Genomic DNA, 18,396 nt, shown 5'->3' on the forward strand with positions numbered 1-18,396 from the left:
AAAAAACCCGCTAAATATAGCGGGTTTTTTGTTTTATAAAGTAGGTTATAAATTCTCAAAGAAGTCATTCCCTTTATCATCGGTAATAATGAATGCTGGGAAATCTTTTACGGTAATTTTACGCACCGCTTCCATACCCAATTCTTCAAAGTCTACTACTTCTACCTTCAAGATGTTGTCTTGAGCCAAAATAGCGGCTGGGCCTCCAATAGAACCTAAATAGAATCCGCCATACGTTTTACAGGCATCCATTACCTGTTTGGTACGGTTTCCTTTGGCTAACATAATCATGCTACCACCTGCTTTTTGGAACTCTTCTACATACACATCCATACGGCCAGCAGTTGTAGGTCCAAAACTTCCAGATGGCATTCCGTCTGGTGTTTTAGCAGGTCCTGCATAATAAATTGGATGGTTTTTAAAGTAGTCCGGCATTGGTTTACCGGCATCCAATAATTCTTTGATTTTAGCATGCGCAATATCGCGCGCTACGATCAAAGTCCCGTTCAATTTCAAACGGGTTTTGATTGGGTATTGTGACAAATCTTTTAAAATATCTGCCATTGGTCGGTTCAAATCGACCTCAACTGGTGCTTCTAAATGCGGCGGCGTTGCCGGTAAAAATTGTTGCGGATTGGTTTCCAATTGCTCTAAGAAAATCCCCTCTTTAGTGATTTTCCCTTTGATGTTTCTATCGGCAGAACACGAAACGCCTAATCCAACTGGACAAGAAGCAGCGTGACGTGGCAAACGAATCACTCGTACATCATGAGCAAAATATTTTCCACCAAATTGAGCTCCAATGGAACTCTCTTGGCAAAATTCCAATACTTTTTTCTCCCATTCTAAGTCGCGAAAAGCCTGACCTGCCATGTTTCCTGAAGTAGGCAAATGATCGAAATACCCTGCTGAAGCTTTTTTGACAGCGGCCAAATTCGCTTCGGCAGAAGTGCCTCCAATGACCAACGCTAAATGATAAGGAGGACAAGCTGAAGTTCCTAAATCTTTGATTTTTTGGCGAACGAAAGTCTCCATCGATTTTTCGTTCAACAAGGATTTAGTTTGTTGGTACAAAAAGGTTTTGTTAGCAGAACCTCCTCCTTTTGCTAAAAACAAAAACTCATACGAGGCTCCTTTTTTAGCATAAATATCGATTTGTGCCGGCAAATTGGATCCTGAGTTTTTTTCTTCAAACATCGAAATTGGAACAATTTGAGAGTATCGCAAATTTTTGTTTTGGTAGGTGTTGAATATTCCTTTCGACAACCATTCGGCATCATCGGCTCCTGTGTATACATTTTCACCTTTTTTAGCCATCACAATCGCCGTTCCGGTATCTTGACATGAAGGCAGTTGCCCTTCTACGGCTACCACGGCATTTTGCAATAAGTTGTACGCCACAAAACGATCGTTATCTGTCGCTTCGGGATCGTTCAAAATGTTATTCAGTTTTTGTAAATGCGCGGTACGCAACATAAACGACACATCGTTCATGGCTTCTTGCGCTAATAATTCCAATCCTTTTGGATCAACCGTTAGAATTTCTCTATTTCCTAATTGTTCTACTATTACAAAGTCAGTAGTCAATTTTTTGTAGTTTGTATCGTCTTTTAAAATAGGATACGGGTCTTGATATATAAAGTCCATTATTGAATTTTTAGAGGAGTAAAGTTACGTAATGTTTGACATTTACCCTTGTATTAATTTGCTAAATTACTATACTTTGTGTGAGTATTTTGAGCTTCTGATCTTTGCAGGATTAGAGGTCTAAAAGAACCAACTTGCCACAAAAATGGCAGTGATCACACAAATTACATCCACCAAAAGCATGGTGCCTAATGCATAGCGTGTGTTTTTAATATTGACCGAGCCAAAATACACTGCAATCACATAAAAAGTACTTTCGGCACTGCATTGAAAAATACTACTCAAACGTCCTGTTAACGAATCGGCTCCAAAAGTATTCATAGAATCGATTAAAAAACCACGGGATCCAGCCGAACTAAATGGGCGTAACATGGCTACAGGAAGTGCATCGGTAATTTCTTTATTGACACCCATATTAGAAAAAATAAAGGCAATCCAATTGCTAATGATTTCAAACAAACCGCTATTTCTAAATAAAGAAATCGCTACCAACATCGCTAAAACATAAGGAAAAATAACGACTCCTGTTTTGATTCCGTTGTTAGCTCCAACCACGAATGATTCAAAAACGGTGGTGTTGGCTTCGGTGAATTTTTTCTCTTTGACAAAAGAAAAGACCAAGGTAAAAGCAATGATTGCAATCAAAATTAAGGCAGAAAGATTGCTGGTGAAATAGTTTTTGCCAATCAAATCCAATTGGTTCACATAGAATAACAAACCAATAATAGCTGCAATTAATACCATTAATGAGACTACTAAAGAAGCGCTTTTGAAATTGATTTTTTGTTTAATCCCTACGATTAAAAAAGCGGTAATAGTTCCAATAAATGACGTAATAATACAGGGTAGCATGACATCGGCTGGGTTGCTCGCATTCGCTGCCGCACGATAGCCAATAATAGACGTAGCAATTAAAGTAAGACCAGAGGCATGCAAACACATGAACATGATTTGCGCATCGCTCGCCTTGTCTTTTTCCGGATTGAGTTCTTGTAAACTTTCCATTGCTTTCAAACCAAAGGGAGTAGCTGCCGAATCCAATCCAAGGAAATTAGCGGCAAAATTTAAGGTCATGTACGAAATGGAAGGATGATTTTCTGGAACAGAAGGAAATACTTTGACAAATACCGGACTCAATATTTGGGCTAATTTTCCAGAAGCGCCTGATATAATTAGCAATTCCATCAAGCCACAAAAGAAGGCTAAATAAGCAATAAGAGGCAAAATCAAATCGACTAAAGTGCTTTTACAAGTGGCCAATAAACCGTCTGATTTTTGAACGCCACTGTAGATTTTTACGGTTTTATTTTGGTACACATAAGTAGTGTCGGAATTGATAACCATCGTTTGATCTGGTGCTTTAGTAATGCTGTCTTTTATTACGGCTGGAACTTGTTCCAAATACTTTTCAGCCACTAAAATAGGATCGTCTTTTTTTCCGTTTAATAAATGATCAATTGTATAATTGTCACCCGAAAACAAACTAAAAACGATAAAGGCAATAGAGGAAATAAAAATGACCAACCAAAATCTACTTAATACCATAATTTATATTTTTTGTAAATGTAATAAATCAATTGCAATGTCAAATTGCAACCAAGAGTTTGTCATTAGTCTTTATGTCGTATCATTTTTTTAATCAACGCAATTTGTCCCAAATGATAATGCGTGTGTTCAATTATTCCTAACAAATTTCTGAAGTAATTCCCGTATTTTTCATCTGAGAATACTTCAAATAATTTCGATTCCTCCAATTTTTCAATTTCATTTGCAAATTGTTCTGCTTCGTCTAACGCTTTTTGAACTAAATGCTCCCATTCTTCCTGAGAAGTAATTGTTGGACAATCAAAACTGAATTTATCGCTTGCGTTCAAAGGCTCGCCTTGTAACACTCTTGCTACTGGATTTATATAATAATTAATGTGAAAAAGCAAGGTGGCAATCGTGTTGCTGTCTTGGTATTGGGTAGTGGCTTCTTGCCAAGTAATATCGGCCAATGTGTCTTTCAAGTTGACAAAAGTCCAATTGCCTCCAAAATGAACATCTCTACAATGTTTGGCTAGTTGTTGGGTTGTATTCATAAGATTACTAAATTAAACATGACTAATTTCGTCTTCAATCAATAAGTCTTCGCGGCGCAAGCGAAGGAAAATCTGTGCAACGGCAATCGTATCTTTTTCGCAATAGGTCACAATGCGGTCGATGTCTTTTTCTACATAATACACATGTCCTACCTGACTGCCGTCGATATCGCCTTTTGAGGAGGGAATTCCCAACACCTTACACATTAATTTCAAGGAAGTGAAATGCTTGTAATCGCCAAATTTCCACAATTCCAAAGTATCTAAATGCGGAATTTCCCAAGGTTTTTTGCCAAATAAATTCAGCTTGTTTGGAATGGGAATTTGGTTAATGATCATGCGGCGCGCCAAAAACGGAATATCAAATTCTTTGGCGTTATGCCCGCACAAAATATGTTGGGCTTGATTGAAATGATTGTTCAACAGATTATTAAAATCGCGCAAGATTTTCTTTTCGTCTCCAAAAAAAGAAGTCACTCTAAAATTACGGATGTCTCCTTTCACTACAAAATAGCCTACAGAAACGCAAACAATTTTGCCAAACTCAGCCCAAATTCCAGCGCGATCGTAAAACTCTTCGGGGCTAAAATCGTCTTTGCGTTGGTATTGGGTTTTCTGTTCCCAAAGCGTTTTCATTTCGTCGTCAAGCGAATGGAAATGTGCTTCTTCTGGAACGGTCTCGATGTCTAAAAAGAGAATGTGATTGAGGTTAATTTTTTCGATCATGGGATATAGGGGTTTGAGGGTTATGGTGTTTGTATTTTAAATAACTAAATTAATGAAATGTCTTTATTTTAGGAAAAAACCTTTCTAATTTGTTCTTAGTCAAAAAGGCTTTGTTGTGTACTTGGATTTTCGTGTTCGAGCAACCACTTTTTTCGCCATAAGCCTCCGGCATAACCCGTCAGCGAACCATCAGTTCCAATGACGCGATGGCAAGGCACTACAATCCACAAAGGATTTTTACCATTGGCCGAAGCAACCGCGCGAATCGCTTTGACATCGCCGAGTTGTTTGGCCAATTCCAAATAACTCATGGTTTTGCCAAAAGGGATTTCGCACAATCCTTTCCATACTTTTTGTTGAAACTCGGTTCCGGCGGGATTGATTGGAAAATCAAAATGGTTGCGATGTCCTTCAAAATAGGCTTGCAATTGTGTTACCGCTTCTTGTAGCACTAACGGAATGACTTCGGAAACCAACCCTTCTTCAGCAATTGCGATTTTTGCAATTCCCTTTTCGTCTCCTGTGATAGTGGCAATCCCTAAAGGGGTTTTGATGCTAGCTGTTTCCATTGGATAAAGATAAATGATTTTGGTACAAAATAAAAAACCACTCGAGTCATCGAATGGTTTGATATTTAGCCCTGATAGTAGCGGCATCCTTTGCTGCCGGTTTTGGGCAGGAAAGATAGAGCGAATAGCAGGATAAGCTTCTTATTTATTTAATAATATTGCGGCTTCTTTGGCAAAATAGGTCGAAATCAAACTAGCTCCGGCACGCTTGATGCACATCAATTGTTCCATCATGATTTTGTCGTTGTCGAGCCAACCTCTTTCGGCGGCAGCTTTGATCATTGCATATTCGCCAGAGACATGAAATACGGTTACGGGAACATTCACGGCATTTTTTACTTCGCGAACGATATCTAAGTAGGCAATTCCGGGTTTTACCATCACCATATCGGCACCTTCTTCAACATCCCAAAGGACTTCTTTGATGGCTTCGATGCGGTTGGCATAATCCATTTGGTAGGTTTTTTTGTCTTTAGGAACCACAACATCTGATTCTCTTGGCGCACTGTCTAAGGCGTCGCGGAACGGACCATAAAATGCCGACGCATACTTGGCCGAATAGCTCATGATCCCCACATTTTCGAATCCTGCCGCGTCCAAACCTTGTCGCAAACGCAAAACGCGTCCGTCCATCATATCGCTTGGCGCTACAAAGTCGGCTCCCGCTTGTGCATGAGAAACCGCCATTTTTACCAACGCCTCGTTAGTTGCATCATTGGCTACATCGCCCTTTTCAATGATTCCGTCGTGACCGTAAATCGAATACGGATCCAAGGCCACATCTGGCATTACAATCATTTCTGGACAAGCCACTTTGATGGCACGAATGGCTTGTTGCATCAATCCGTTGGGATTCCAAGCTTCTTTGCCTGTATTGTCTTTTAGATCTTCGCTTACTTTCACGTAGATATTTACGGCACGAATGCCTAAAGCAAATAATTCTAGGACCTCATTTACGGTTAAATCAATCGAACGACGATAAATTCCTGGCATCGATGGGATTTCGACTTGGTTATTTTCTCCTTCGGCGATAAACATGGGAAACATAAAATCGGCTGGACTTAATGTCGTTTCACGAACTAAAGAACGAATGCTTTCGTTCAAGCGTAATCTTCTACCTCTTTGTAATGGGAACATATCTTTTAGTTTGTTTTTAGTATTTTGTGCGAACCGTCACATTGCGGCATTTTTTTCGAAAGCCCGCAAGTACAATCCGTCATTCCTTTTCCGTCTATAATTTGATCTGTAAATTTATTAATTCTTGAAAATCTTGTCTCAGCATGTTTTGCTGCAGCAAAAAACAAATGATAGGCTCTTTGTCTTCCCGGTGTTAAAGACTCAAAAGCAACTTTAAGTTTAGGGTTTTTAGTAAAAGCAATTTCAAGTTCTTCAATACATTCAAATTTTGCCTCAGTCGTTTTTACAATTTTAACCCCTATTTTTTCAAGCTCAATTGCTTGATGAATGTAATTACTGATCGCATTTTCCTTCTTATCTAACTCTTTAATTTCAGATAATTTTATCATTCTAACATTTTGGGTGTTATCCCCTGGCTTTTCTAATATTTCATACGAATCATGAATGAACGATCCTTTGAAAAACGAAATTCCGAACGAATTCTTAAAATTGAAAATCATACAAACATTCTTATTTTGAAAGGTGTAACAAGGAGCATTCCATTTAAGTTCTTCCTTTAAATCAGCTTGAAGCACGATAGATCGTAAACGATTTAACTCTTCTTTTCTAATTTTCTGTTCTTCAAAATAGTGGTCTAAATCGGCATTCATAACTACAATTTGTCTATAAAAAATTAAAATGCTAATAGTATTAATTTCAAAGTAGCGTTATTAATCAATCCGCATTTTCTGATCTATTTAAATCCAATTTTTAGGATTTTCTAATACTTTTATTACTTTTTCTTCTTCACTTCCGGCCACTGGATGATGGTCGTAATGCCATTGCACATGGGGAGGTAAAGACATTAAAATACTTTCTATTCGGCCATTGGTTTTTAAGCCAAATAAAGTGCCTTTGTCGTGTACCAAGTTAAATTCGACATAACGTCCACGGCGAATTTCTTGCCAAGTTCGTTGTTCAGCGGTATACGGCAAGTCTTTTCTTTTGGCTACGATAGGCAAATAGGCATCAAGGAAGGAATCCCCCACTTCAGTAACAAAGTGGTACCAATCTTCCATCGATTGTTCTTCGGTTGCCTTCAAATAATCGAAGAATAATCCGCCTACTCCTCGCGCTTCATTGCGATGCGCGTTCCAAAAATAGGCATCGCATTGTTTTTTATATTTCGGATAAAACTCCCAATTATGTTTGTCACAAGCCGTTTTACAGGTTTGGTGAAAATGTGTTGCATCTTCTTCAAACAAATAATACGGAGTTAAATCTTGGCCTCCGCCAAACCAACTATTAATTACCTTTCCATTGTCGTCATACATTTCAAAATAACGCCAATTCGCATGAACCGTGGGCACCATGGGATTTTTGGGATGAATGACCAAACTCAATCCGCAGGCAAAAAAATCGGCTTCACCCACATTGAATAATTTTTGCATAGAGTCGGGTAATTTACCGTGAACTGCTGAAATGTTGACGCCGCCTTTTTCAAAAACGTTCCCGTTTTCAATGATACGCGTTCTTCCACCACCGCCTTCGGGTCTGTCCCAAAGATCTTCACGAAATTTAGCCACGCCATCTAGTTCCTCTAATCCTTTACAGATTTGATCTTGTAAGTTTTGTATGTATTGGTAAAATTGGTCTTTCATTTTTTTAACCTTAAAGCTAATTGTGTTCTGCCGATTCACAACAGTTGTGCGTAGTTCTTCTTATTTTTTCTTACAATATATTTTACTTTCTTTAAGTTTAAATCCAACTTTCGAATATAAATTTATTGCAGCCAATCTATGGTCTTCGGTAAATAGAAGTATTTCAGAAAGTTCTTTTTTTTCACCTACTTCAACTAATAAATTTATTAGTTTTCTTCCTATCCCTTTTCCACGTGAAGCTGAGTCTACAACTACATCCTCTATCCAACCCTTATTTCCAGATATAACTTTGTAAGTACACATTAATGCAATTCCTATTATTTTATTATTATCCTCACAATATGCAACTGTAATTTGGTTTTTATCATCCAATATTTCTTCAAGATCTAACTGAATTTTGTTTGGACTTAATTGACGGAATAATTCAGAAACTTGCTCTTTAATGTCTATGTTTAAATCGTTTTTGTTTAAAATAGCTGCTTTCATTTCTTTTAAAGTGTTTTAAACAATACAGTTTTATTAAGATAAATATTTAGAATTAAGTACAATTATCTGCTTTTAGCTTATTTATTGTACTCTTTAACTGCTTCCACAAACGCCTTTGCGTGATCCACCGGGATATTAGGTAAAATTCCGTGTCCTAAGTTGACGATGTAATTGTCCTTGCCAAATTCATCAATCATTTCGTGTACCATTTTTTTGATGGTTGGAATTGGTGATAACAAACGACTTGGGTCAAAATTTCCTTGTAACGTAATATTTCCTCCTGTTAAATAACGAGCGTTTCTTGGTGAACAGGTCCAGTCAACTCCTAAAGCTGACGCTTTCGATTTGGCCATATCACTTAAAGCAAACCAACAGCCTTTTCCAAAAACAATCACTTTGGTTTCGTCTGCCAAAGCTTCTACAATTTGATTGATGTATTGCCAAGAAAATTCTTGATAATCTACCGGAGACAACATGCCGCCCCAAGAATCAAAAATCTGAATGGCATTACAACCCGCTTTTACTTTTTCTTTCAAATATAAAATCGTGGTGTCGGTAATTTTTTGCAACAAAGTATGCGCCGCTACTGGATTGGAAAAACAAAATCCTTTAGCCGTATCAAAACTTTTAGAACCTTTTCCTTCTACAGCATAACAAAAAATGGTCCATGGTGAACCTGCGAAACCAATCAAAGGCACCTCATCGTTCAACATTTCTTTGGTCAATTTGATAGCATCAAAAACATAGCCTAAGGTTTCATTGACATCTGGAACAAATACTTGATTCACTTGTTCCATGGTGCGAATTGGATTCGGAATTATCGGACCTAAATTGTCTTTTAATTCCACGTGAATTCCCATAGCTCTTGGTACTACCAAAATATCAGAAAACAAAATCGCTGCGTCGGGTTTCACAATCCGAATGGGTTGTACCGTAATTTCGGCTGCTAATTCAGGAGTTTCGCAACGCGTAAAGAAATCGTATTTGTCACGCAAAGCTCTGAATTCTGGCAAATATCTTCCCGCTTGACGCATCATCCAAACCGGTGGGCGTTCTACTTTTTCGTTATTTAAGGCTCTTAAAAAAAGGTCGTTTTTAATCATTTGTTTTATTTTTTATCCTGAAAAGGATTTGAAATTAATTGTATTCTTCGATCACATCAGCGAGTAACTCTTCAATAGAAGGTTGTGGCGCAACAATGATATTTTTAGTCGCTTTTCCCAAGGCCTCGGCGGTAGTTTCGCCAATGCAAAAGCACAATTCTTTTTTAATGGTATTGTCTTTCAAATAACTGGCAACTCCGGATGGACTGAAAAACAAAATCGCATCTACAGCTTTCTTTATTTTATGTGGGTTCAATTTGGTTTCATACACTTCGATTTCGTTGAACTCGATTCCGGCTTCTTGTAATGCCAAAGGCAAAGTCTCTTTTCTCAAATTACCACTACAAAAAGTATAGCTTGCATTGGCATAAATCAAGCTGATAATCTCCGCTAGATCTTCTGCATAATCTGCATAGGCAACGACTTCAAAACCGGCATCGGTTAAAATCGTTTTGCTTTTTACGCCTACGCAAAAGGCTTTTTTTTGTTGAAGTTCCGATTTTAATACCTCAAATTGGGAATGACTTAATAAACTGCGAACCGCATTCTGACTCGTAAAAATCAAATTGTCTTTGATTCCTTTTAGCTCGAAGTTCTTGGTTGCCACTTCAATAAAATTGGATTCCAACACTTCCAAACCAACATCCGTCAAGACTTGTTTTTGATGACTCAAAAGCACTTTTGTTGAAAGTATGCGTGTTGGATTTGCCATTATTTTTTTAATGTTGATTTGATTTGCGACATCAATTGAGCACCGCCATTATTCAAAATTTCTTGAGCAGAATGGAATCCTAATTTTTTCCACTCCGATATATCGACTGATTTCTCGATTGCTATTTTTTGTTTTCCATCCACCGAGAATAAAACCCCTTTGAATTCGATCGTATCTTTTTCTTCATCGTATTGTGCCAAAGCGCCAATTGGTGCAGTACAGCCTCCCTCTAAAGTCTTTAGAAACTGTCTTTCAATATAGGTGCAAATCTCCGTTTCAATATCGTTCAACTGACTCACAGCATCTTTGGTAAATTCGTCATTGGCCATAGCCACAACTAACATTGCGCCTTGTGCTGGAGCTGGAATCATCCAATCTAAATTGATGTAATTGTCTGGTTTAAGATTGATTCGTTCCAAGCCTGCTGCGGCAAAAACGGCTCCGTTCCAATCACTTTCGGCTAATTTTTGCATGCGGGTATTTACATTACCGCGCAAATCGACCACTTGGTGATTTGGGTATTTGTGCCACCATTGCGCTTGACGACGCAGGCTTCCGGTAGCAATAGTTCCTGTTGTAGTAAGAAAATCCAAATTGCCTTTGTGAACCAAAATATCCAAGGTGTTCGCACGCTCCAAAACGGCCGCCTGAACAATACCTTGCGGCAAAGCCGTTGGGACATCTTTCATAGAATGCACCGCAATATCTACCTGACCATTGATCATCGCAATATCCAAGGTTTTGGTAAAAATACCTGTGATGCCCAGTTCGTACAAGGGTTTGTCCAGAATAATATCACCTTGTGATTTTACAGCCACAATTTCTGTAGTATACCCCAAATCGTTCAGTTTATTTTGAACGGTATGGGCTTGCCAAAGTGCCAATTCGCTATCACGAGTTCCTATGCGTATAGTCTTACTCATTATTTTGTGGTTTCGCCAATATTAAACACTTTCTCAATCCACTCGATACTTTCATCTACCATCGTTTCTTCATCTTTCAAGTGATTGGCAAAATGATTGGTGATTTTTTGAATGATTCTATTGCTGATGATTTCAGCTTGTTCTTCGTTAAAATCGGCTAATTTTTTTCGTTGAAAATTCAATTCGCCATCTTTAATCGAATGTAATTTTTCTTTTAACGCATGAATCGTTGGAGCAAATTTTCGCCCTTTAGACCAAGTCAAAAATTCTTCTTTGATTTCTTCAATAATTGCTTCAGCAGCGGGAATATGTTTCTTTCTATTCTCTAAAGTCTCATCGGTAATTTGTGACAAATAATCCATGTGAACCAAAGTAACGCCTTCTACATCTTCTACATTTTCATTCACATTTTTCGGGATAGATAAATCCAAAATCAACAAAGGTTTTTTCAAATTCAAAATAGTTTTGTCCACCGTTGGGTTCTGAGCACCCGTTGCCACTACTAAAACATCCGCTTTTTGGATTTCCAATTGCAAGTCGGCATAATCTTTAACCACCACATCTAATTTTTGAGCCAATTTTTCGGCTTTGTCTTTGGTACGGTTAATTAACGTAATCTGTTCGTGCTTGGAATGTTTGACTAAATTTTCGCAGGTATTTCTTCCAATTTTACCGGTACCAAAAAGCAAAATATTTTTGTCGCCAATCTCCTCTACATTATTTAAAATATACTGCACCGAAGCAAAAGAAACCGAAGTGGCTCCCGATGAAATCTCGGTATCTGTTTTGATTTTTTTACTGGCTTGAATCACCGCATTAATCAAACGCTCTTGAAAAGCATTGACTAAATTGACAGATTTGGCTTGAAAAAAACTGGTTTTTATTTGAGAAATAATCTCAAAATCACCTAAAATTTGACTATCTAAACCAGTCCCCACTCTGAAAAGGTGGCCAACTGCTTCTTTATTTTTATATACAAAACCGTATTTTTGAAAGGCTTCAACAGATCCTTGACTGTTTTCACAAATCAATTTAATCAGTTGGAAAGGGTGTTCGGCAAAACCGTAAATTTCCGTTCTGTTGCAAGTTGAAGTTACGATCAAACTTTCAATTCCTTCGGTTTTTGCTTGCTCCAACAGGCGCATTTTAGCAACTGCATCCAAACTAAATTTCCCTCTTATCTCAGCATCAGCTTTTTTATAGCTCAAGCCAACGGCATAAAATGAATGAGGTTTTGATGTATGATGTTGCTCCATAAAGTATACTTTTCTAAAAAGTGGTACAAAAATATCACTAAGGTGTTGATAAAAGTAACGCTATAAGGTCTAAATGTGTCGCTGAATGTTTTTTTGAATTGAATTCGCACTTTTATAGTAAAAAAATCTATTTTTGTGCTATTATCAAGTTGTTTTAAAATTCGTTTTAAAATAATTTTGAGGGGGACACTTGGAATTAAATTGATTTTTATTGCTTAAAAAATATCGCTATGGGTTCACAAGAAGTAATAACCATTGAAGACGACTTTACGCTCATCCGCTTTCAAAATGATAGCGACGAACCGTTTCATGCGCAACGTGAAGTAGGTAGTGGGCTGATTCAGTTTCATTTTGGAATTAAAGGCAACGCCAAATTTATTTTCAATCAAGGCAATTATGCTTTGGAATTAAAGGAAGAAAAATCGCTGCTTTTGTACAATCCGCAAAAAGAATTGCCGCTGAATTTAGAATTGGCACCTAATTCTTGGGTGATTTCTGTAATTATTTCCATCAAAAAATTTCATGCGTTGTTTTCGACTGAAGCCAACTATATCACTTTTTTAAGTCCTGATAATAAAGATAAAAAGTATTATAACGAAGGCAATATTAGTCCCTCTATGGCAATTGTATTGAGCCAATTGTTCCATTACAGCTTGCATCCTTCTATCAAAAACTTGTATTACAAAGGCAAGGGTTACGAATTGTTGAGTTTGTATTTCAATAAAAGTGAAGACCCCAACGCTGAGCAATGTCCGTTTTTAATTGACGAAGACAATGTGTTCAAAATCAAAAAAGCCAAAGAAATAATCATTGCCAATATGGCCGAGCCACCAGGTTTGCAGGAATTAGCCGACCAAGTAGGGCTGAATTTGAAAAAATTAAAAATGGGGTTCAAACAAATTTATGGCGATACGGTGTATGGTTTTCTATTTGATTACAAAATGGACTACGCTCGAAAATTACTCGATAGCGGCTCCTATAATGTCAATGAAGTAGGACTAAAAATTGGCTACAGCACCGGAAGCCATTTTATTGCGGCTTTCAAGAAAAAATTTGCCACTACCCCAAAAAAATATTTAATGTCAATCAATACAACAATATAAAAAAGAAAAAATGAAAGGAGTATTATTAGTTAATCTTGGTTCCCCAGAAAGTCCAACTGCTAAAGACGTAAAACCCTATTTGGATGAATTTTTAATGGACAAATACGTCATTGACGTTCCGTTTTTATTGCGTGCTTTATTGGTTCGTGGAATCATTTTGCAAACAAGACCTAAAAAATCTGCCGAAGCCTATGCTAGAATTTGGACTAGCGAAGGTTCTCCTTTAATCGTGATTTCTAAAAAAATGCACGAAAAAGTGAAAACTTTGGTAGACATTCCTGTGGCATTATCGATGCGATACGGCACCATGACCATTTTAAAAGGACTACAAGAATTGCACGATAAAGGCGTGACAGAGGTACTACTTTTTCCTTTGTATCCGCAACATGCAATGGCGTCTACCACCACTATTTTAGTATTAGCAGAAGAACTTCGCGCCAAGCATTTCCCTGATATGAAATTTACAACCGTTCCGGCTTTTTACAACAAACCTGGATACATTGAAGCCTTGTCTAATTCGATCAAAAAACACTTAGAAGGTTTTGATTACGATCATTTGTTGTTTTCGTATCATGGAATTCCAAAACGTCACATTCGCAAAACCGATATTACCAAATCCCATTGTAAAATTGATGGTTCGTGCTGTAATACGCCTTCACCGGCGCACGAGTTTTGTTACCGTCACCAATGTTATGAAACTACTAAACAAGTAGTGAAAACATTAGGTATTCCAGAAGGTAAATATAGTCAAACCTTCCAATCTCGTTTAGCAGGTGACAAATGGTTGACGCCATACACCGATGTCGAAGTGAATAAAATGCCTGAAAAAGGAATTAAGAAATTAGCCGTGGTAACTCCCGCTTTTGTAGCCGATTGTTTGGAAACCTTGGAAGAAATTGCCATGGAAGCTAACGAAGAATTTTTACATCACGGCGGCGAAGAATTTATGGCGATTCCATGTATGAATGATGAAGACGAATGGTGTGGCGTAGTAGCAAAATGGATAGAAGAATTTAAAAACAACAAATAGTTGAGCCCATGTACGACTACTTAAAATCCTTGCACTTAATATTTGTTATCACTTGGTTTGCCGGATTGTTTTATATCGTCCGCCTTTTTGTGTACCAAATTGAAGCTTCAGAAAAACCATCCCCTGAAAAAGAAATTTTGCAGGAACAATTCAAGATTATGAGTTATCGTTTGTGGTACATCATCACTTGGCCTTCGGCGATTTTAGCCAGTTTTTTTGCTTTTTGGATGTTGTTTTTTACCGAATTGGGCAATGCTTGGTTGCAAATGCCGTGGATGCATGTGAAATTAGGATTTGTATTCTTGTTGTATTTGTACCATTTGAAATGCCACCAAATTTTCAAACAATTGCAAAATAACGAGGTAAAACATACGGGGAATTTCATGCGAATTTGGAACGAAGGGGCTACTTTAATTTTATTCGCAGTCGTGTTTTTAGTGATTTTAAAAAATGCGGTGAATTGGATTTATGGGGTAATTGGTATCTTTTTATTTTCCATTCTTATTATGCTTGGATTTAAATTTTACAAACGAATACGAGAAAAGAAGTAACTAGTAACTAGTGATTAGTAAATAGTTAATCACTAGTTACTAGAAACTAATCACTAATCACTCAATATGGTCAAAAGCTATAAAATATCCATGCTTTCACTTCGTACAAGGATTTTCCTGTCGATGATTGTATTGATTATTATGGCTTCCATCATTTTGGCTTCTATTTCAATTATTCAGTTTAAAAATGAAGCCAGAGTATACCACCAAGAACGTTTAGAACGGAAAGAAAACGAAGTGAAGGAACATATTAATTATGTGCTTTCAACAACCACTTATCCGTTAACACCACAAAATTTGCCTTTAATTTTCAAAGACAAAATTCACGAATTGGCACAAATTCATGCCATCGAAATCAATATTTATAGCCAGGAAGGGAAATTGCTAAAATCTTCCAAAGAATCTTTTTCGGTAGACCAAGTGGCGCCACCCATTCCGAAGTACATTTTGAAACTCGTGCGTTCTTCCATTGAAAAACGTTTTGTAGATATTAAAACGATTGACGGTATTAAAAATCGTTCTTCCTATAGCCAAATCAAAGACGACAAATTCAAACCGCTTGGAATTTTGAATTTACCCTATGTCGAAGATGATGGTTTTTATGAAAAAGAATTGAACGGCTTTTTAATTCGCTTGGCGCAAGTGTATTCGTTTATGTTATTGGTCGCTTTTGGCTTGGCCTATTTTCTTTCGACTTATATCACGAAGTCGTTAAAGACAATTTCAGATAAATTGGGCGAAACCAGTTTGAATCAAAAGAACGAAAAAATTGGGGTGGAAGCCAGTAGTAAAGAAATCAATTTGTTGATTAAATCGTACAATGCGATGGTAGACGAATTGGAAATCAGTGCGGTAAAATTAGCCCAAAGCGAACGTGAAGAAGCTTGGCGCGAAATGGCCAAACAGGTCGCCCACGAGATCAAGAATCCGCTAACGCCTATGCGTTTGACTGTGCAAAGTTTCCAACGAAAATTTGAACCGAACGATCCCGAGATCCAACAAAAGATGAAGGATTACTCTGAAACTTTGATTCAGCAAATTGATACGATGAGTGCGGTCGCTTCGGCTTTTTCGAACTTTGCTTCGATGCCTGCGCAACAAAACGAACTGCTCAATGTAGTGGAAGTGGTAGAGTTAGCTTTAGATATTTTCAACGAAGACTACTTGGTTTTTGAAAAAGAATCGGAAGAGATTATTGCCAAAATTGATCGGACACAACTCATCCGGATTATTACCAATTTGGTCAAAAATGCCATTCAAGCCATTCCGGACCAACAGAATTCTAAATCCATAGTAGTACGGGTGGAACAAAATCAAAAAAACGTGTTAATTACCGTAAAAGACAACGGAATTGGCATCAAAGAAATGGATAAAAACCGAATTTTTGAACCAAAATTCACCACCAAAAATAGCGGCATGGGATTGGGTTTGAGTATCATTAAAAATATTATCGAAAATTACAAAGGAAGCATTACATTTGAATCACAATATGGTCAAGGCACGACTTTTACAGTGAGTTTGCCCATTTTAAATTCTTAAAATACACCCACATGAACTACGAAAGTCTGTTGATTGCCATAGAAAATAAAATAGCGCTGGTTACCATAAATCGTCCTACAAAATTGAACGCCTTAAACAAAGCTACGCTGGCCGAATTACATTCCGCATTTAGCGATTTAGAAACCAATGATGCTGTTCAAGCGATTATCTTAACTGGTAGTGGCGAAAAAGCCTTTGTTGCTGGTGCTGATATTGCTGAATTTGCCGATTTCTCTGCTGCCGAAGGAACCCAATTGGCTGCCGAAGGACACCAAAAAGTATTCGACCATATTGAAAATTTGAAAAAACCAGTCATCGCTGCCATAAACGGATTTGCCTTAGGAGGCGGATTAGAATTAGCCATGGCCTGCCATTTTAGAGTTTCTTCAGACAATGCCAAAATGAGTTTGCCCGAAGTTACTTTGGGATTGATTCCGGGTTATGGAGGTACCCAACGTTTACCCCAATTAGTAGGTAAAGGTCGTGCTATGGAAATGATTTTAACCGCTGCAATGATTACGGCTGAAGAAGCAATGCAATACGGCTTGGTAAATCATGTAGTCCCTCAAAACGAACTCATCGCATTTTGCCAAGGGCTAGCGCAAAAAATAATTCAAAATGCCCCAATTGCTCTAAGTGAAGCTATTCAAGCTGTTAACGCCAGTTTTGACAATACCAAAAATGGTTATGAAGCTGAAATTAATGCTTTCGGAAGACTATTTGGTACAGCCGATTTCAAAGAAGGAACAACAGCATTTTTAGAAAAAAGAAAAGCTAATTTTAGCGGAAAATAATTCAAAATTAAAACGAAACTAATGGCTTTTCAAACTGAGTTTGCCCTTTTTTGGGAGAGTGTAAAAGAAAGTATGGCGCAATATACTTTTGCTAAATTAACCTTAGCAAAAACCATTGGTGATACCGAATTAAAAAACATTTATATGCGTCCCGTTTTAGTAGATGACCAAGTACGTATTTCTCTAATTGCGCGTTATAAAACCGAAGAAGTAGAAAGTTTTCACACTTTAGACGAAGCGTTTTTTGTACTTTCTTCTTATATGAATAATCCTTTTTTGACCGCTTTATTATTTACTACAGAAAACGATTTGACCTTCAAATTAAACAAAAAAAGAATTGGAAGTATTGTAGAACAAGCCCCTACTTTTAAAAGTGCTTCGGATGTGGTTTTAGAAATGAAAGAAAAGCAACTTTCAATAGACTAATCTTTATTTTTTGCCTTCCCATTCGGCATAAAATTGTTCCAAAAAATCTTCCATATACCGATGACGATCTTGGGCAATTTGTTTTCCCGTTGTGGTATTCATTTTGTCTTTCAACAACAATAATTTTTCATAAAAATGATTGATAGTGGGTGCTTCGTTGTTTTTATATTCGTCTTTCGTCATGGTCAAATTCGGCGCAATTTCAGGATTGTACAACGCTCTGTTTTTGAATCCGCCATAATTGAATGTTCGGGCAATGCCAATGGCTCCAATGGCATCCAATCGATCAGCATCTTGTACAATGTCCAACTCAATAGACGAAAATTGTCTCTCCACTTTCCCTCCTTTGAACGAAATGTTTTCAATAATAGCAATTACGTGATCAATTGTAGCTGGCGTCACCTTTTTTGATTCTAAAAAAGTGCGTGCTGTTCTGGGCCCAATCGATTCATCTCCATCATGAAATTTACTGTCGGCAATATCGTGAAGCAAAGCGCCCAATTGTACTATTTCCAAATCACAGTTTTCAGATGCTGCAATCAATACCGCATTTTTATACACGCGTTCGATGTGAAACCAGTCGTGTCCCCCTTCAGCTTGGGCTAAGGTTGCTTTTACAAATTGTATCGTTGTTTCAATCAAGTTGGTAGTGCTCATTTTAGAAATAGTTTTA

Annotated in this window: 20 protein-coding genes; 6 read left to right on the forward strand and 14 right to left on the reverse strand. The window is 37.5% G+C overall.

Translation table 11 applies throughout. The features are described from left to right. Positions 1–45 precede the first annotated feature (45 nt). From LPC21_RS02495 to hemA, 13 genes are all read right to left on the reverse strand, one after another. Complete coding sequence (locus LPC21_RS02495) at positions 46–1,647, reverse strand: fumarate hydratase (RefSeq protein ID WP_229317933.1); 1,602 nt, start codon at positions 1,645–1,647, stop codon at positions 46–48. A gap of 120 nt (positions 1,648–1,767) precedes the next feature. After that, positions 1,768–3,192 (reverse strand): nucleoside recognition domain-containing protein, encoded by a 1,425-nt coding sequence (locus tag LPC21_RS02500; RefSeq protein ID WP_229317934.1) that lies wholly within the window; start codon positions 3,190–3,192, stop codon positions 1,768–1,770. Between the two features lie 65 nt (positions 3,193–3,257). Further along, positions 3,258–3,728: a DinB family protein gene (locus LPC21_RS02505; protein ID WP_229317935.1), complete on the reverse strand. Its 471-nt coding sequence runs from the start codon at positions 3,726–3,728 to the stop codon at positions 3,258–3,260. A 12-nt stretch (positions 3,729–3,740) separates the two neighbouring features. After that, positions 3,741–4,454, reverse strand: coding sequence for a 3'-5' exonuclease (locus tag LPC21_RS02510; protein ID WP_229317936.1), 714 nt, complete (start codon positions 4,452–4,454; stop codon positions 3,741–3,743). A 95-nt stretch (positions 4,455–4,549) separates the two neighbouring features. Further along, entirely contained in the window at positions 4,550–5,023 is a 474-nt protein-coding gene (locus LPC21_RS02515; protein WP_229317937.1) for a methylated-DNA--[protein]-cysteine S-methyltransferase, read from the reverse strand. Positions 5,024–5,164: 141 nt separating this feature from the next. Continuing rightward, positions 5,165–6,160: a porphobilinogen synthase gene (hemB, locus tag LPC21_RS02520; protein WP_229317938.1), complete on the reverse strand. Its 996-nt coding sequence runs from the start codon at positions 6,158–6,160 to the stop codon at positions 5,165–5,167. Positions 6,161–6,165: 5 nt separating this feature from the next. Further along, positions 6,166–6,810 (reverse strand): DUF1801 domain-containing protein, encoded by a 645-nt coding sequence (locus LPC21_RS02525; protein WP_229317939.1) that lies wholly within the window; start codon positions 6,808–6,810, stop codon positions 6,166–6,168. Between the two features lie 87 nt (positions 6,811–6,897). Further along, entirely contained in the window at positions 6,898–7,800 is a 903-nt protein-coding gene (hemF, locus tag LPC21_RS02530; protein ID WP_229317940.1) for an oxygen-dependent coproporphyrinogen oxidase, read from the reverse strand. A gap of 60 nt (positions 7,801–7,860) precedes the next feature. After that, a complete protein-coding gene (locus LPC21_RS02535) occupies positions 7,861–8,286 on the reverse strand; it encodes a GNAT family N-acetyltransferase (protein WP_229317941.1) in 426 nt (141 codons plus the stop codon). A gap of 77 nt (positions 8,287–8,363) precedes the next feature. Further along, a complete protein-coding gene (gene hemE / locus LPC21_RS02540; RefSeq protein WP_229317942.1) occupies positions 8,364–9,389 on the reverse strand; it encodes a uroporphyrinogen decarboxylase in 1,026 nt (341 codons plus the stop codon). A gap of 34 nt (positions 9,390–9,423) precedes the next feature. After that, positions 9,424–10,101 carry a uroporphyrinogen-III synthase gene (locus LPC21_RS02545; RefSeq protein ID WP_229317943.1) on the reverse strand — a complete coding sequence of 226 codons (678 nt, stop codon included), beginning with the start codon at positions 10,099–10,101 and terminating at the stop codon, positions 9,424–9,426. Beyond that, a complete protein-coding gene (hemC, locus tag LPC21_RS02550; protein WP_229317944.1) occupies positions 10,101–11,024 on the reverse strand; it encodes a hydroxymethylbilane synthase in 924 nt (307 codons plus the stop codon). The genes LPC21_RS02545 and hemC overlap by 1 nt, the downstream gene beginning before the upstream one ends. Continuing rightward, complete coding sequence (gene hemA / locus LPC21_RS02555; RefSeq protein WP_229317945.1) at positions 11,024–12,280, reverse strand: glutamyl-tRNA reductase; 1,257 nt, start codon at positions 12,278–12,280, stop codon at positions 11,024–11,026. The genes hemC and hemA overlap by 1 nt, the downstream gene beginning before the upstream one ends. A gap of 230 nt (positions 12,281–12,510) precedes the next feature. On the opposite strand from hemA, the gene LPC21_RS02560 reads away from it, so the two are divergent. The 6 genes from LPC21_RS02560 (at position 12,511) to LPC21_RS02585 (ending at position 17,723) form a co-directional block, all read left to right on the forward strand. Then, positions 12,511–13,383, forward strand: a complete 873-nt coding sequence (locus LPC21_RS02560) for an AraC family transcriptional regulator (protein WP_229317946.1) — start codon at positions 12,511–12,513, stop codon at positions 13,381–13,383. 10 nt (positions 13,384–13,393) lie between these two features. After that, positions 13,394–14,413 carry a ferrochelatase gene (hemH, locus tag LPC21_RS02565; RefSeq protein WP_229317947.1) on the forward strand — a complete coding sequence of 340 codons (1,020 nt, stop codon included), beginning with the start codon at positions 13,394–13,396 and terminating at the stop codon, positions 14,411–14,413. Between the two features lie 8 nt (positions 14,414–14,421). Next, entirely contained in the window at positions 14,422–14,964 is a 543-nt protein-coding gene (locus LPC21_RS02570; RefSeq protein WP_229317948.1) for a CopD family protein, read from the forward strand. Positions 14,965–15,087: 123 nt separating this feature from the next. Then, positions 15,088–16,503: a sensor histidine kinase gene (locus LPC21_RS02575; RefSeq protein ID WP_229318529.1), complete on the forward strand. Its 1,416-nt coding sequence runs from the start codon at positions 15,088–15,090 to the stop codon at positions 16,501–16,503. Positions 16,504–16,514: 11 nt separating this feature from the next. Further along, positions 16,515–17,297 carry an enoyl-CoA hydratase/isomerase family protein gene (locus LPC21_RS02580; protein WP_229317949.1) on the forward strand — a complete coding sequence of 261 codons (783 nt, stop codon included), beginning with the start codon at positions 16,515–16,517 and terminating at the stop codon, positions 17,295–17,297. A 21-nt stretch (positions 17,298–17,318) separates the two neighbouring features. Continuing rightward, on the forward strand, positions 17,319–17,723 hold the full coding sequence (locus LPC21_RS02585) for a hypothetical protein (protein WP_229317950.1): 405 nt from the start codon (positions 17,319–17,321) through the stop codon (positions 17,721–17,723). 3 nt (positions 17,724–17,726) lie between these two features. Here the strand turns inward: LPC21_RS02585 and LPC21_RS02590 are convergent, their stop codons facing one another. Continuing rightward, positions 17,727–18,380, reverse strand: a complete 654-nt coding sequence (locus LPC21_RS02590) for an HD domain-containing protein (RefSeq protein ID WP_229317951.1) — start codon at positions 18,378–18,380, stop codon at positions 17,727–17,729. Between the last annotated feature and the right edge of the window lie 16 nt (positions 18,381–18,396).

Source organism: Flavobacterium ammoniigenes (genome assembly GCF_020886055.1).
Taxonomy (GTDB): domain Bacteria; phylum Bacteroidota; class Bacteroidia; order Flavobacteriales; family Flavobacteriaceae; genus Flavobacterium; species Flavobacterium ammoniigenes.

What these genes read in the sequence shown, in the direction of transcription:
- hemE (WP_229317942.1), bottom strand. Translation starts at nt 9,389, where the DNA reads ATGATTAAAAACGACCTTTTTTTAAGAGCCTTAAATAACGAAAAAGTA.
- LPC21_RS02560 (WP_229317946.1), top strand. Translation starts at nt 12,511, where the DNA reads ATGGGTTCACAAGAAGTAATAACCATTGAAGACGACTTTACGCTCATC.
- LPC21_RS02505 (WP_229317935.1), bottom strand. Translation starts at nt 3,728, where the DNA reads ATGAATACAACCCAACAACTAGCCAAACATTGTAGAGATGTTCATTTT.
- hemH (WP_229317947.1), top strand. Translation starts at nt 13,394, where the DNA reads ATGAAAGGAGTATTATTAGTTAATCTTGGTTCCCCAGAAAGTCCAACT.
- LPC21_RS02495 (WP_229317933.1), bottom strand. Translation starts at nt 1,647, where the DNA reads ATGGACTTTATATATCAAGACCCGTATCCTATTTTAAAAGACGATACA.
- LPC21_RS02500 (WP_229317934.1), bottom strand. Translation starts at nt 3,192, where the DNA reads ATGGTATTAAGTAGATTTTGGTTGGTCATTTTTATTTCCTCTATTGCC.
- LPC21_RS02510 (WP_229317936.1), bottom strand. Translation starts at nt 4,454, where the DNA reads ATGATCGAAAAAATTAACCTCAATCACATTCTCTTTTTAGACATCGAG.
- LPC21_RS02580 (WP_229317949.1), top strand. Translation starts at nt 16,515, where the DNA reads ATGAACTACGAAAGTCTGTTGATTGCCATAGAAAATAAAATAGCGCTG.
- hemB (WP_229317938.1), bottom strand. Translation starts at nt 6,160, where the DNA reads ATGTTCCCATTACAAAGAGGTAGAAGATTACGCTTGAACGAAAGCATT.
- LPC21_RS02585 (WP_229317950.1), top strand. Translation starts at nt 17,319, where the DNA reads ATGGCTTTTCAAACTGAGTTTGCCCTTTTTTGGGAGAGTGTAAAAGAA.
- LPC21_RS02535 (WP_229317941.1), bottom strand. Translation starts at nt 8,286, where the DNA reads ATGAAAGCAGCTATTTTAAACAAAAACGATTTAAACATAGACATTAAA.
- LPC21_RS02590 (WP_229317951.1), bottom strand. Translation starts at nt 18,380, where the DNA reads ATGAGCACTACCAACTTGATTGAAACAACGATACAATTTGTAAAAGCA.
- hemA (WP_229317945.1), bottom strand. Translation starts at nt 12,280, where the DNA reads ATGGAGCAACATCATACATCAAAACCTCATTCATTTTATGCCGTTGGC.
- LPC21_RS02575 (WP_229318529.1), top strand. Translation starts at nt 15,088, where the DNA reads ATGATTGTATTGATTATTATGGCTTCCATCATTTTGGCTTCTATTTCA.
- hemF (WP_229317940.1), bottom strand. Translation starts at nt 7,800, where the DNA reads ATGAAAGACCAATTTTACCAATACATACAAAACTTACAAGATCAAATC.
- LPC21_RS02570 (WP_229317948.1), top strand. Translation starts at nt 14,422, where the DNA reads ATGTACGACTACTTAAAATCCTTGCACTTAATATTTGTTATCACTTGG.
- LPC21_RS02525 (WP_229317939.1), bottom strand. Translation starts at nt 6,810, where the DNA reads ATGAATGCCGATTTAGACCACTATTTTGAAGAACAGAAAATTAGAAAA.
- LPC21_RS02515 (WP_229317937.1), bottom strand. Translation starts at nt 5,023, where the DNA reads ATGGAAACAGCTAGCATCAAAACCCCTTTAGGGATTGCCACTATCACA.
- LPC21_RS02545 (WP_229317943.1), bottom strand. Translation starts at nt 10,101, where the DNA reads ATGGCAAATCCAACACGCATACTTTCAACAAAAGTGCTTTTGAGTCAT.
- hemC (WP_229317944.1), bottom strand. Translation starts at nt 11,024, where the DNA reads ATGAGTAAGACTATACGCATAGGAACTCGTGATAGCGAATTGGCACTT.